The 13,754-nt window shown below is 30.7% G+C and carries 16 protein-coding genes; 13 read left to right on the plus strand and 3 right to left on the minus strand.

Going from position 1 to position 13,754, the window contains the following annotated elements:
• Positions 1 to 16 precede the first annotated feature (16 nt).
• On the plus strand, positions 17 to 658 hold the full coding sequence (locus IC175_RS09090) for a TIGR01906 family membrane protein (RefSeq protein ID WP_227851451.1): 642 nt from the start codon (positions 17 to 19) through the stop codon (positions 656 to 658).
• A 107-nt stretch (positions 659 to 765) separates the two neighbouring features.
• Here IC175_RS09090 and IC175_RS09095 read toward each other — a convergent pair whose 3' ends face one another.
• Positions 766 to 1,026 (minus strand): cysteine-rich small domain-containing protein, encoded by a 261-nt coding sequence (locus IC175_RS09095; RefSeq protein ID WP_227433387.1) that lies wholly within the window; start codon positions 1,024 to 1,026, stop codon positions 766 to 768.
• 208 nt (positions 1,027 to 1,234) lie between these two features.
• Here IC175_RS09095 and hflX point away from each other — a divergent pair, with 208 nt between their 5' ends.
• The 4 genes from hflX to IC175_RS09115 all read left to right on the plus strand — a co-directional run bounded on the left by hflX (position 1,235) and on the right by IC175_RS09115 (position 4,657).
• Positions 1,235 to 2,518, plus strand: a complete 1,284-nt coding sequence (gene hflX, locus IC175_RS09100) for a GTPase HflX (RefSeq protein WP_227482981.1) — start codon at positions 1,235 to 1,237, stop codon at positions 2,516 to 2,518.
• Between the two features lie 7 nt (positions 2,519 to 2,525).
• Complete coding sequence (locus IC175_RS09105) at positions 2,526 to 3,194, plus strand: HEAT repeat domain-containing protein (RefSeq protein WP_227845553.1); 669 nt, start codon at positions 2,526 to 2,528, stop codon at positions 3,192 to 3,194.
• A gap of 85 nt (positions 3,195 to 3,279) precedes the next feature.
• Complete coding sequence (locus IC175_RS09110) at positions 3,280 to 3,723, plus strand: NUDIX domain-containing protein (RefSeq protein ID WP_227433384.1); 444 nt, start codon at positions 3,280 to 3,282, stop codon at positions 3,721 to 3,723.
• Positions 3,724 to 4,012: 289 nt separating this feature from the next.
• Entirely contained in the window at positions 4,013 to 4,657 is a 645-nt protein-coding gene (locus IC175_RS09115) for a YigZ family protein (protein WP_227482980.1), read from the plus strand.
• A 118-nt stretch (positions 4,658 to 4,775) separates the two neighbouring features.
• Here IC175_RS09115 and IC175_RS09120 read toward each other — a convergent pair whose 3' ends face one another.
• Together IC175_RS09120 and IC175_RS09125 are read right to left on the minus strand one after the other, a co-directional pair.
• A complete protein-coding gene (locus IC175_RS09120; protein WP_227433382.1) occupies positions 4,776 to 5,147 on the minus strand; it encodes a sulfite exporter TauE/SafE family protein in 372 nt (123 codons plus the stop codon).
• On the minus strand, positions 5,147 to 5,533 hold the full coding sequence (locus tag IC175_RS09125; protein ID WP_227433381.1) for a sulfite exporter TauE/SafE family protein: 387 nt from the start codon (positions 5,531 to 5,533) through the stop codon (positions 5,147 to 5,149). The genes IC175_RS09120 and IC175_RS09125 overlap by 1 nt, the downstream gene beginning before the upstream one ends.
• Positions 5,534 to 5,710: 177 nt before the next feature.
• Here IC175_RS09125 and nadE point away from each other — a divergent pair, with 177 nt between their 5' ends.
• The 8 genes from nadE (at position 5,711) to IC175_RS09165 (ending at position 13,747) form a co-directional block, all read left to right on the plus strand.
• Positions 5,711 to 6,466 (plus strand): NAD(+) synthase, encoded by a 756-nt coding sequence (nadE, locus tag IC175_RS09130; RefSeq protein ID WP_227433380.1) that lies wholly within the window; start codon positions 5,711 to 5,713, stop codon positions 6,464 to 6,466.
• A gap of 82 nt (positions 6,467 to 6,548) precedes the next feature.
• Complete coding sequence (locus IC175_RS09135; protein ID WP_227851452.1) at positions 6,549 to 7,271, plus strand: YebC/PmpR family DNA-binding transcriptional regulator; 723 nt, start codon at positions 6,549 to 6,551, stop codon at positions 7,269 to 7,271.
• Between the two features lie 142 nt (positions 7,272 to 7,413).
• Positions 7,414 to 7,572 (plus strand): hypothetical protein, encoded by a 159-nt coding sequence (locus IC175_RS09140; protein ID WP_227433378.1) that lies wholly within the window; start codon positions 7,414 to 7,416, stop codon positions 7,570 to 7,572.
• Positions 7,573 to 8,175: 603 nt separating this feature from the next.
• Positions 8,176 to 8,970: an enoyl-CoA hydratase-related protein gene (locus IC175_RS09145; protein WP_227482979.1), complete on the plus strand. Its 795-nt coding sequence runs from the start codon at positions 8,176 to 8,178 to the stop codon at positions 8,968 to 8,970.
• Positions 8,971 to 9,070: 100 nt separating this feature from the next.
• On the plus strand, positions 9,071 to 10,411 hold the full coding sequence (locus IC175_RS09150) for a GntP family permease (RefSeq protein WP_227482978.1): 1,341 nt from the start codon (positions 9,071 to 9,073) through the stop codon (positions 10,409 to 10,411).
• A 137-nt stretch (positions 10,412 to 10,548) separates the two neighbouring features.
• Positions 10,549 to 11,781: a CaiB/BaiF CoA transferase family protein gene (locus IC175_RS09155; protein WP_227851453.1), complete on the plus strand. Its 1,233-nt coding sequence runs from the start codon at positions 10,549 to 10,551 to the stop codon at positions 11,779 to 11,781.
• 18 nt (positions 11,782 to 11,799) lie between these two features.
• Positions 11,800 to 12,942 (plus strand): acryloyl-CoA reductase, encoded by a 1,143-nt coding sequence (gene acrC, locus IC175_RS09160; protein WP_227433374.1) that lies wholly within the window; start codon positions 11,800 to 11,802, stop codon positions 12,940 to 12,942.
• 10 nt (positions 12,943 to 12,952) lie between these two features.
• Positions 12,953 to 13,747: an electron transfer flavoprotein subunit beta/FixA family protein gene (locus IC175_RS09165; RefSeq protein WP_227433373.1), complete on the plus strand. Its 795-nt coding sequence runs from the start codon at positions 12,953 to 12,955 to the stop codon at positions 13,745 to 13,747.
• Positions 13,748 to 13,754: the final 7 nt, after the last annotated feature.

Here is a 13,754-nt window from a genome sequence, read left to right on the forward strand (position 1 = left end):
TTACTGGGGGGATTTCATGAAAAAGTTTCTAAATATAATTTTTTCAGTGTGTATAAGTGTGGTTGTAATAGTAGGTGCTATTAATTTTACTGTTGGATTTAAGCAACTTTATTATTTTGATATTGATTATTTAAACATATCAGAGTTATCTGGTTTATCTAAAGATGATATAAAATTAAATTATGATTACTTAATAGATTACAACCTAAGCAAGGATGTATCTGAGTTTAAGTTACCAACATTAGAATCTTCTCCAGAAGGGAAAATACATTTTGAAGAAGTGAGAAATATATTTCAAAATATCAATAAATTAGCTAAGTTATTAATGATAATTTCTTTGGTGGGAATTATATTAAGTATAAAAAATAAAAATATAAAACTACTAAAAACTACATCAATGACATTGATAATAATGCCAGTAGTGTTAGCATTTCCTATTTTGTTGAATTTTGAAAAATCATTTATTATTTTTCATAAATTATTATTTAGAAATGATTATTGGATATTTAATCCTGATTTAGACCCAGTTATAAATATGCTTCCAGAAGAATTTTTCTTTCATGCTGGAATGATGATTTTAATATTGATTTTTGCAGTAAGCATGTTGATTTTTGCAATGTATAAATTATGTAAATTATTTAAAAGTAGAAAGATATAAGGTAGAGCGATATAAATTAAAACTTATATAATAAAAATAGCTATGTAATATTATTTAGACGAAAAGGAGTCAAAAAATATTTATGCATAGCTATTTTTAATAAAAAATTATTTTTTGCAAGTAATTTTAACTAAGTCTTGAAATTTTCCCATAATATAATTATAATTATCTTTTTTATGAGGTAGTATACAGCTACTGCAATCTTTAATGCCTTTCTCTGTGTACTTAAAGTTTCCTCCACAATTTTCTCCTAAAGCATATAAAGGACAATAGCAAAATAAACAGTTAAATTCTTCTGGTTTATCAGTTTTATGACAAGGGAAAAACTCACAATCTTTGTGATTAAAAAATTTATAATTTTCGCCCATATTTTCCTCCTAATTTAAATAAAATATGAAATCTTTTATAACTATATAAGATTTTGGTGATAATATAATTATACAATATTTTTATTAATAGTTGATAATATAGTACTCTTAATCATATTATTAATGGTATAATTAGTCAACAGAGAAATAATGTAAGTGTTTTTAATACAATTAGATTATGTTTTATAACAAAAAATGAGGTGATTAAGTGAAAGAAATTCAAGAAAGAGCACTTCTTGTAGGTCTGAATTTGACAACAATAGTTAAAAAAAGTGATGATATAGACACTAACGAATCCATGGAAGAACTAAAAGAATTAGCGAAGGCTGCTGGAGCAGAGGTTGTAGGTAGCTTAATTCAAAATAAGCAAGCTGTTGATGCAGCTTATTATATAGGAAAAGGTAAGGTAGAGGAAATAAGAGCATATAGTGAATCATTAGATGCTACTTTAGTAATTTTTAATGATGAATTATCTGGCGCTCAAATTAGGAATATTGAAAATGTTGTTGGAAAAAAAGTAATAGATAGAACTACCTTAATTTTAGATATATTTGCTCAAAGAGCACTTAGTAAAGAAGGTAAATTACAGGTCGAATTAGCACAATTAAAATACAGATTACCACGACTTTATGGAATGGGTGGTGAAATGAGTAGAACTGGTGCAGGAATTGGAACGAGAGGACCTGGTGAACAAAAGTTAGAAGTAGATAAAAGACATATACTTAATAAAGCAGCGGATATAAGACGTGAACTTAAAGAGGTAAAAAAGAATAGAGAGACACAAAGAGTTAAGCGTTTAAAATCAAATATACCAATTGTAGCACTTGTTGGATATACAAATGCAGGAAAATCGACCTTACTAAACGAATTAATAAAGACACACAAGGATTATGAACAAGAAAAAGAAGTTTTTGTAAAAGATATGCTTTTTGCAACTTTAGATGTAACTTTAAGAAAAGCTCTTTTGCCAAACAAGAAAGAATTTTTAGTAGTAGATACTGTTGGATTTGTTAGTAAACTTCCCCATGATTTAGTAGAGGCATTTAAGGCTACACTAGAAGAAGTACAATATGCAGATTTAATTTTACACGTAATTGACACAACGAACACTAGTTATGAATTGCAAAAAAGTACAACTGAAGGTGTATTAAAAGAACTTGGTGCAAATGATAAAAAACATATACTTGTATACAATAAAGTAGATAAGCTAGAGTTAGATATATATCCTAAGAGTCAAGAAGATATTGTGTATATATCTGCAAAACAAGGCATAAATATGGATAAACTATTAAATATGATAGAAATTGCTTTAATGGAAAATACTTATTCAGTAAGTTTGATGTTACCTTATGAAAGAGGTGATATATTTAGTAGAATAAAAGATAAATACAATGTGGAGAATTTTGAGTATGGGGAAAATGGTGTAACATTAGATGTAAATTTAGATGAAGAAGATTTTAATATCTATAGAGAGTACATATTAGAAAAATAGGTTTGATATGGATATAAATTGGGAAAATATAGATAATCTTGAAGATTATTTTATAACCTATCTTCTTTACAAAGAATCTAAAACAGTATCTCAAATTAGTAAAATTAGAAACATTTCAAATGTTGAAGCAAGTGAGCAACTTATACAAGCAAAGTTGAAGATAAAAGAAATGCAAAAAGATGATTTTGAGGCATCTAAGGACATTTTAGATAAATTTTTAGAATTAGATAAAATTAAGAGACTTGATTTTATGGATAGCTTAGATGACGAAAAAATGGTATACTTTAAGAGAAAGGTTTTCAAAAGAATCCTTGTAGAAAAAAATGCTGAAGATTTGATTGTTTTAATTTGGGCAACAGGTGAGCTAAAAGATGATAGATTTTTGAAGTTACTCCATCAGCTCACAAACCACAGACACTCAGATATTAGAAGAATAACTTATTCAGCAATAAGAAAGATTGAGTCACCAAGTAGTAGAGAAGTCTTACAAAAAGGTCTCTACGATAAAAATGCACAAACTAGACAATATTGTGCAAAAGCTCTTTCAAAATTAGGAGATGAAAACAGTTTAAAGATTTTACAGCAGTTAAAAGATAAGAATAAGAATTTTGAAAAAGAGTACGTGCTTAGAGCTTATGATGAAGCCATTGAAGCATTATCAAATTTGAAAAAGTAATTTTTTATTAAAGCAATTTGTTTACTTAATGATTTATTTATGGAGTTTAACAAGGTAATTAATAAATTAATGGGAGGGGTTTCAAATGATAGTAAGACGTTGTGCAGGTGGAGTAGTGTTTTATGCTAATAAAGTACTTATTGTAAAAAATGATAGAGGTGAATGGACACTTCCAAAAGGAAAGATACTTGGAGGAGGACTTCCATATGAAAGTGCTGTTGAAAGAGTTAAAGTAGAAACTGGCATAGACGCTAAAATGATAGATGTAGCTGGCGATACTATGTATGAATTTTTCTCAAGAAGTAGACAACAAGAAGTTTGCAATGCGATAATGTGGTATGTTATGGAAGCTTGTAATACTGAATGTGTACTTGCTCCTGAATTCCAAGAAGGTGGATTTTACAAGATAAAAGATGCTTTAGAAATGTTGTCACATCATAAAGAGCAAGCTTTAGTTGAAGTATCTTATAAAAAGTTTAAAGAATTAAAGAAATTAGTTTCAGAGGGCGACGATGTTCCAGCAAACTAGTAGTGAATTTATAGAGTTTTGAGGAAGGGATAGACCCTTCCTTTTTTAATTCCAAGTTTTAGAAATGTATACTTTATAGTTTATCTGATTTGTATTTTAATAAATTATATTGATTTATGTATCAATAAATTATATTAAAAATAAAAATTAAAAATCTTGTGATTTTATTATATAATTATCTTATAATGCTAACTAAATGAATACTAAAAATTCTATTTACATTTTAATTGGAGTAATTTTTATAAATAAAGATATATTTTAGCAAATGACAAAAATAGGAGGAGTTATAATGAGTAATTATAGGACATTACACGAATTTGGAACAGATGAAATAACAATTGAAAAATCTGTTTTTATTGGATATGCTAAGCCTATACAAAGTGAAGAAGAAGCAGTAGAATTTATAAATGAAATAAAGAAAAAACACAAAGATGCAAATCATAATGTGTGGGCTTATACAGTTGGACAAAATATGAATATACAAAGGTATAGTGATGATGGAGAGCCACAAGGAACAGCAGGGATACCAACATTAGAAGTCATAAAAAAAGAGGACTTGAGAGATGTAGTAGTAGTAGTCACTAGATATTTTGGTGGTATAAAATTAGGTGCAGGTGGTCTGGTTAGAGCTTATACAAAAGGTGCTAAATTAGGCTTAGAAGCTGGAAAAATAATTAGTAAGGTAATGTACCAAGAAGTTAAAGTTAAGATAGATTATACTCAACTTGGAAAGGTACAAAATGAACTGATGAATTTAGGGTACTTTATAAAAGATACCATATATGAGGATAATGTTGAGATAATAGTATATTCAAAGTTAGAAGATGTGGAAAAACTATCAGAGAAAATGATTGATATAACAAGTGGAACAGGAAAGATAGTTTTAGGAGAAGAATTTTATTTATCTGAACAGGATGGAGAAATTTTACTATAAAAATCTTACTGTAATTTAAGCTAAAAGTAAAAAAGTAGAGTAGCAATATAGAAGATAAAAGCATAAAAATAGAATAGTTATATAGAAAATAAAAGCCATTAATTTATATTAAAATAATTTAATGGCTTTTATCAGACTTTGCACAGAATCCTTTTTTAACTTCAAATAAACCAACTAAAAGTAAAAACACTCCAAATATTTTCTTCAATATATCAGACGATAAATAATTAGCTAATAGTGAGCCAAATATAGCTCCTAACACTCCAAATACAGCTATTGGAATAACTAATTTGAAAATTACGTTTTTATTTTTGATATGTATAGCTAATGCTATCAAAGTCATAGGTATGGAGGAAAGTAAGTTTACACTCTGTGCTATTTTAGTATCTATACCAGCAAGTAAAACGAGAGCAGGAATAAGAATAGTTCCACCGCCCATTCCCATTCCTCCAATAATTCCTGCAAAAAATCCAATTAAAGCAAATAACATTAAAACACCATCCTTAATGCTGCAATTATCATAATCAAGCCAAAAGAAATCCTAAGAAACTTTCCAGTAACTTTATTTAGTAATTTAGCCCCTATAATACCACCAACAATACTTCCTGCCGCAACTTTTATTGTTAAGTTAATGTCGTAAGTTCCTTTAGAAACATATAAAACAGAACTTGCTGTTGTCAAGAAAATGATTATAGAAAGAGCTGTTGCATGAGATTTATGTTCTTCTACCTTCACAATATCATTTAATATTGGGACTAAAAGAGTACCACCTCCAGAGCCAAATACTCCGTTTATAAATCCTGTAAATACTCCAATTATCGTATTTTTTATATTGAAATCAAAATATTTTTTCCTTAAGTTATTAGTATTTTTCATAAAAACCACCTTCTAAAATAGTTTTACCAAAATAGGCAAATTATATTTATATAAAATAATATTAAATATAATCTTTCATTTTTGCTTAAATTTGAATAAAAAAAAACATGTTAAAACAACATATTAATATATGGTATAATATATTAAAACAAAGTAGTAAATTGAGAGGAGATAACAATGTCGAATATAAAAATACAAATAGACAAAACTGTAGAATGGCTTAAAAATAAGGTTAATGAGGCAAATGCAAAAGGATTAATTGTTGGTGTATCTGGAGGAATTGATTCAGCAGTAGTTGCCAATTTAATTAAAAAAGCTTTTCCAGAAAACTCTATGGGAGTTATAATGAGCATAAAAAGTAATCCTCAAGATAGAGAAGATGCACTTAAGGTTATAGAAGGATGTGATATAGAATATCTTGATTTAGACCTTATAGAACCACAAAGTGCTATATTAGACATGGTGGTAGGAAATTTAAAAGAGAAACATTTATATAGAGAAGAATATTTAAAAATGACAGATGCAAATTTAAGAGCAAGAGTAAGAATGAGTACTATTTACACAATTGCTAATAACTTAGGATATTTAGTTGTTGGTACAGATAATGCTGCAGAAATACACACTGGATACTTTACTAAGTTTGGTGATGGTGGAGTTGACATTTTACCAATTGCAAATTTAACTAAAGCTGAAGTATACGAATGGGCAAAAGAACTTGGTGTTCATGAAGATTTAATAAATAAAGCTCCTTCAGCAGGTCTTTGGGAAGGACAAACAGATGAAAATGAAATGGGAACTACTTACAATATGATAGATGCTGTATTAGAAGGTAGATTAGATGAAGTTCCTCAAAGAGACCAAGAGATAATAGAAAGACTTCATAGAATAAGTGAACACAAGAGAAAAACGCCTGCACAACCTCCTAAGTTCTAATTTACTATTTTCAAGATTTGTGATAAAATTTACAAGTGATAAAAATTAGAATAATTAATTGTACGTATTAAGGAGTGGAAATATGGGACGTATAGGAAATATAATTAATAGAAAAGGTAAACAAGATGCTCAAAGAGCAAAAATATTTACTAAACATGCTAGAGCAATAGCCGTTGCAGCTAAAGAAGGTGGAGCAGACCCAGAATATAATGCAGCATTAAAAACAGCTATAGAAAAAGCTAAGGCAGATAATATGCCAAATGATAATATAGATAGAGCTGTTGCTAAAGGTGCTGGTGCAGGTGCTGGAGAAGACTATGAAACTATAGTTTATGAAGGATATGGACCTGGTGGGGTTGCTGTTATAGTAGAGACTTTAACTGACAATAAAAATAGAACTGCTGGTAATGTAAGATATTACTTTGATAAAAACGGAGGAAACCTAGGAACTACTGGATGTGTGTCTTTTATGTTTGATAACAAAGGACAAATATTAGTTGGTGCAGGAGATGACGTTTCAGAGGAAGAATTAATGGATGTTGCATTAGAAGCAGGTGCTGAAGATTTTATAACAGAAGAAGATGGTTATGAAATAATAACTACACCAGAAGATTTTTCTAGTGTTCGTGATGAATTAAAAGCAAAAGGGTATGAATTTATATCTGCTGATGTAAAGATGATACCTCAAACTACAACTGTACTAACTGAAGAATCTCATTTAAAAATGATGAATAAATTAGTTGATATGCTTGAAGAAGATGATGATGTTCAAGATATATATCATAACTGGGAAATGGAAGAATAAATATTCTAATATCTTAGAAATGTATACACCTCTGAGCCATGTTTGCATAATAATATGTTAATATGGTTCAGAGGTGTTTTTATGTCTATAAAAATATATCTTATAAAATATTGTAGATATTAAACATCCTATTATAGGAGATATGAGAGTCAATGGAAATCCAGTTAAGTTGATGACAACAAAAGCTCAAATTAATGTACCAGCGCCATCTTTAGGAGAAAATAATGAGGAAATTTATAGAAGTTGGCTTGGCTTTGATAGTGGTAAAATAAATGATTTAAAAGAAAATGGAGTTATCTAATTTTAGAGGAAAAGTATAAATATAATATTCATTATCTTCTAAAAATTGTAAATCAAATCTAAAATTATCAGAAGCATTTAAGATAGGAAAATCTATTTAGACACTAAGTCTTTTTGGATTTTCCTATTTTCGTTAAAAAATTTATACTATTGGAACAGATAGATAGATGTACTAAACTAAAGTATTAACTATTTAAATTAATAGAGAATAAACTATTTATATGTTGAATAAAGGCTTCTTTATTAGAGTTCAAATAAACTTGTGGATATGTTACTTAAACTATTTTAATGAAAATATCAAAAATGAGACCACATTCTCAAAAATGAGACTGTGTTTTTTAAGTATTTTCTCGAAAATGAGACAAAAATATTGTTTTATGGGTTTTATTGGATAAAAATTCTTTCGTGAATTACAATCTAATCAATTCTAAAGTTAAAAACTATTAAAAATTCAGTGAAATTTATGTATATTTTGTTTATTTTATCAAAAAAAACAGTTTTTTAACAAAAATAGAGAAATTAAATATAAGTTGGCGTAGAACTTGCTACTATATATTAACAAGAAAGTGTAGAAAAAATAACAATAAATAATGGGGGGAATATGATGGGATTTGTAATGGACAATTTGAAAAATCTTAAGGTGGAAGTTAAGGATAAAGTCTGTGTTATTACTATAAATAGACCTAAAGCTTTAAATGCTCTTAACAATGACACTCTTAGAGAATTATCTCAAGTTATTGATGTAGTATCAGAAAAGGATGAAATATTAGGAGTTATTATTACTGGAGAAGGCAAAGTTTTTGTAGCTGGAGCTGACATACGTCAGATGCAAAACTATAAAAGTGAAGAAGGCAGAAAATATGCAGGTTATGCCCAAGGGATTTTCGATAAAATTGAAGCTCTTGAGAAAACAGTAATAGCAGCAGTTAATGGATATGCATTAGGTGGTGGATGTGAACTTGCTATGAGCTGTGACATTAGAATTGCATCAGAAAAGGCTATATTTGGGCAACCTGAAGTTAATTTAGGAGTCATTCCATGTTTTGGTGGAACTCAAAGATTATCAAGACTTGTTGGAACTGGGATAGCCAAAGAATTAATTTTTACAGGAAGGCAAGTAGATGCAGAAGAAGCTAAATCTATTGGTCTTATTAATAAAGTGGTTCCAAGTGATTTGCTTTTACAAGAGTCGATGAATATGATGAACCAAATAGTTGAAAAAGCACCAATAGCAATAAGATATGCAAAAGTTGTTATTAATAAGGGGATAGATATGGATTTAAAAAATGCTCTTGAATTAGAGAAAGATATTGCAGGTTTAACTTTTGCTACAAGAGATAAGCAAGAAGGAATGAATGCCTTTATAGAAAAGAGAAAACCGATTTTTGAAAATAAGTAGCTATTATAACTATTGAAACAAATATAGAACATATTTAAAATCTAAATTTCGTGAAAAAATACATATAGTTTTATAGTTTAATTTTAAAAGGAGTTAATTTATGAATACGGGAGTAATTATAAGTTTAGTAGGGATTATCATAGCCCTATCCCTTCTAGTTGTAATGGTTATGAAGGGCGTAAATATTTTTATAATAGCAATTGTATGTTCATTATTAGTTGCTATAACAGGAAATTTAAATGTGTATGATGCACTTAAGGTGGATTATATGACAGGATTTGTTGGATTTCTTCAGGCAAATTTCTTTATTTTCCTAACAGGTACCTTAATGGGAAAAATAATGGAGATTACTGGAGGAGCAAAATCTATTGCTAAGATGATTGTAAGATGGATTGGGAAGGATAAAGCATTACTTTCTATTCCAATAGCTTGTGGAATATTAGCCTATGGGGGAGTAAGCGTTTTTGTTGTAAGTTTTGCTGTGTTTCCGATAGCTTTAGAAATTTTTAAAGAAGCTGATTTGCCACGACGATTTATACCAGCAGCCTTGACTTTTGGATGTTCAACTTTTGCTATGGTTGCACCAGGGGCACCTCAGATTCAGAATATTGTCCCAGCTTCAACATTAGGAACAGATATTATGGCTGGAGCAGTAAATGGATTTATATCATGTGCAGTAATGTTTATAGTTGGAAGCATTATTTTATACAAAATGGTTTCAAAAGAAAAGGCTAATGGTGGGCATTTTATAGCACATGAATCAGATACATTTGATGAAGTAGCAGCAACTAATTCCAAGAGAGAAAATGGTCCTAATGGTCTAATTGCATTAATTCCATTAATAGTATCAATCTTGATAATCAATGTGAAAATTAATGGAAAAGCAATAGTACCAATTGAGGTAGGAGTATTTATTGGAGCTTTATTAGTGTATTTATTGTTAAATAAATATCAAGATAATACCAAAATAGTTGGACATGTTGGTGATGCATGTAAAACTACAGTAGTAGCAATATGTAATACTTGTGCTGTAGTTGCATTTGGCTCAGTTGTAAAATCAGCAGTTGGTTTTGACTTCATAGTTAATGCTATGACTAATATTCCTGGACCTCCTATTGCAGGGGCTGCAGTTGGGACTACAGTTATTGCAGGTATCTGTGGGTCAGCTTCAGGTGGACTTGGAATTGCGGCTCCACTTCTTGGACCAGTATTTTTAGCTAAGGGTGTTTCTGCTGCTGCATTAACTAGAACTATGGCAATTTCGTCAGCAGCATTAGATTCGCTTCCACATAATGGATATATCGTTACTGTAACAAATGGTCTATGTAATGAATCACATAAGGATGCTTATATGCCAATATTCTGGGTAACTGTTTTAACCCCGATTATTGGAACTGTAGTAGCAGTTCTTCTGTTTACGATGTTCCCAGGATTACCATAACAGAAAAGATAAAAAGTATAAATTATATTTTGATATTGTAGAATCAATTTTCAAAGTATGTATAATAAATTTTATGTTTTAATAACATAAATACCATATTTAAAATAACAAGTTGACAGTATAAGGAGGAATTGAAAGTGTTAAATAAACCATTAGAAGGAGTTAAGGTCATTGACTTAACATATTTTGTAGCAGGTCCAGGTACTTCTAAAATATTAGCTGACTGGGGTGCTGATGTTATTAAGGTAGAACCAAGCTTTGGAGACCCAGGAAGAAAGACAGGGGCAACAATGACAATGCCAATAGATGATTATAATAATCCTTTTTACAGCACATATAATTCAAATAAAAGAGGCTTGTCTATAAATCTTAAGAGTGAGGCTGGAATTGAAATTATGGATAAGCTTTTAAGTGAAGCAAACGTATTTGTTTCAAGCTATAGAACAGGAGCGCTAAAAAGACTAGGTCTTGACTATGAATCATTAAGTAAAAAGCATCCACATCTTATCTGGGGACAAATAAATGGTTTTGGTGATTTCGGACCTGCTAAGGATAATGCAGGTTTTGATACAGTTGCTTTTTGGGCAAGAAGTGGAGCTATGCTTGATATTGCAGAGAAGGATACAAGTCCAATAAACCCACCTATAGCCTTTGGAGATGCCACAACTTCTTGCAGTTTATCTGGAGGTATATGTGCAGCTTTATACCAACAAGCTAAGACTGGAAAAGGACAAAAAGTAATGGCATCTTTATTTGGACAAGCAATATGGAATGCATCATCTTTATTAGCATCTACACAGTTTAGTGATGAGTATCCAAAAACTAGAAAAAATGCCATTTCTCCAGTAATAAACTCTTATCGTTGTAAGGATGGAAAGTGGATATTCTTAAGCATTCTAGAGCATGAAAGATATTTTGAGGCACTTTGCAGATTATTTGGAAGAGAAGATTTAATAAAAGAAGAGAAATTTGCATCTTCAGTAGAAAGTAAGAAAAATGCTACAGAACTTATTAATATTTTGGATGGTGAATTTGCAAAATTTACTCAAAATGAGATGGTTGAAAAGCTTACTACTGCGGATATAGCCCATGAGAGAATTCAACATGTTAATGATGTGGTAACTGATGAACAAGCTATTGCTAATAACTATATATATGAACATACAAGTAAAAGTGGAAATAAGACAATGCTTGCATCCACTCCAGTTAAGTTTGGGAACATTGAAGTTAACATGACTTGTGATGCTCCACTTATAGGAGAACATTCAGATGAGATATTGAGAGAGCTTGGATACAGTGATTCTGATATAGAAGTTCTAATTGAGTCTGGAATTGTAGCAATGAATAAAGAAACATGTGAAGTACGTTAATGAATAGGAGGAAATTTTATGGATTTTAGATTAACAGAAGCACAACTAATGCTTCAAAGAGTAGCAAAAGAATTTGCAGAGAATGAAATAGCACCAATAGCTGCTGAAACAGATAGAACAGGTATTTTTCCAAGAGAGCTTTTTAGCAAAATGGCTAAAATAGGCTTTAATGGTATTGGAACACCTGTAGAGTATGGCGGTTCTGGTGGAGCAGATATAGAAAAGGTAATTGTTGTTACTGAGGTTGCCAAAAAATGTGCAGCATCTGCAGCAATATTATCAATACACACAATATACGCTCAAGCTATTTTGAAATTTGGTACTGAGGAACAAAAGAAAAAATACCTTCCAATGATGGCTGAAGGTGGGTGTGTAGGTGCCTTTGCTTTAACTGAGCCTAATGCTGGTTCAGATGCTGCAAGAGCTGCAACAACTGCAATTATTGATGAAGCAACTGATGAATACGTCTTAAATGGGACTAAGTGTTTTATTTCTGGTGGAGGTCAAGCAGAATCATTAATAATATTTGCATTGACAGAGCCATCAAAGGGAATAAAGGGCATGTCTGCTATCATCGTTGACAAAGGTACGCCAGGTTTTTCAATAGGAAAAATTGAAGAAAAAATGGGTATCCATGGTTCAGAAACTGCAGAGTTAATATTTGATAATTGTAGAGTTCCAAAGTCTAATTTATTAGGAAAAGAAGGGAAAGGCTTTAACATAGCTATGACTTGTCTAGATGGAGCAAGAATTGGAGTTGGAGCTCAAGCTGTAGGAATTGCGGAAGGTGCTTTAGAAGAGAGTATCAAATATTCTAAAGAAAGAGTTCAGTTTGGCAAGCCAATTTCAGCTTTGCAAGGTATTCAATGGTATATAGCAGATATGGCGACTATGGTGGAATCAGCAAAGTTGTTAGTATATTATGCTGCAGACTTGAAAGCTAGAGGGGAAAGACACACTAAAGAAGCTGCTATGGCAAAATACAATGCGTCACGTACTGCAAGAGAGGTTACAAACCTAGCTCTTCAAATCCATGGAGGATATGGATATATGAAGGATTATCCATTAGAGAGAATGTACAGAGATGCCAAGATAACAGAAATTTACGAAGGTACTTCAGAAATACACAAGGTTGTTATTTCAAGAGCAGTACTAGGATAGGAGGAAGAGCATGAATATAGTTGTTTGTTTAAAGCAAGTTCCAGATACTAACGAAGTTAAAATAAATAAAGAGACAGGTACTCTAATAAGAGATGGTGTACCAAGTATAATCAATCCAGATGATAGAAATGCTTTAGAAGAAGCTTTAAAAATAAAAGATGAACTAGGAGCAGTGATTAAGGTTGTAAGCATGGGACCCCCTCAAGCTAAAAGTGCTTTAAAAGAAGCTTTGGCAATGGGTGCTGACGAAGCATATTTAATTTCAGATAGAGCTTTTGGTGGTTCAGACACTTGGGCTACATCTACAATTATTGCTGCTGCTATAGAGAAGGTTGGAAAGTATGATGTAATATTCTGTGGAAGACAAGCTATAGATGGAGATACAGCTCAGGTTGGACCAGAGGTTGCAGAATTCTTAGGTGTCCCACAGGTTACATATGCAAAAGAAGTAAAGGTTCAAGATGATAAATTACTAGTAACTCGTTATACAGAGACAGGAGATTATTTAATAGAAGCAAAGATGCCAGTTTTATTAACTGCTATAAAAGAGTTAAATAATCCAAGATATCCAAGTGTCAAAGGAATCTTAGAAGCTTACAATAATGGAGATGCAAAGATTACTGTGTTAACACTTGAAGACTTAGCTGTTGATACAACTCAAATTGGATTAAAGGGTTCGCCTACAAATGTTTACAAGTCTTTTGTACCAGTTAAAGACAAGCATAATGAAATAATCGAAGGTATAAATAAAAAGGAAAAAGCTGAGAAACTAATAGAAATACTATTCGATTTGAAACTAGTATAGGAGTGTT

It is taken from the genome of Clostridioides sp. ES-S-0123-01, from assembly GCF_020658415.1.
In the GTDB taxonomy this organism is placed as follows: domain Bacteria; phylum Bacillota; class Clostridia; order Peptostreptococcales; family Peptostreptococcaceae; genus Clostridioides.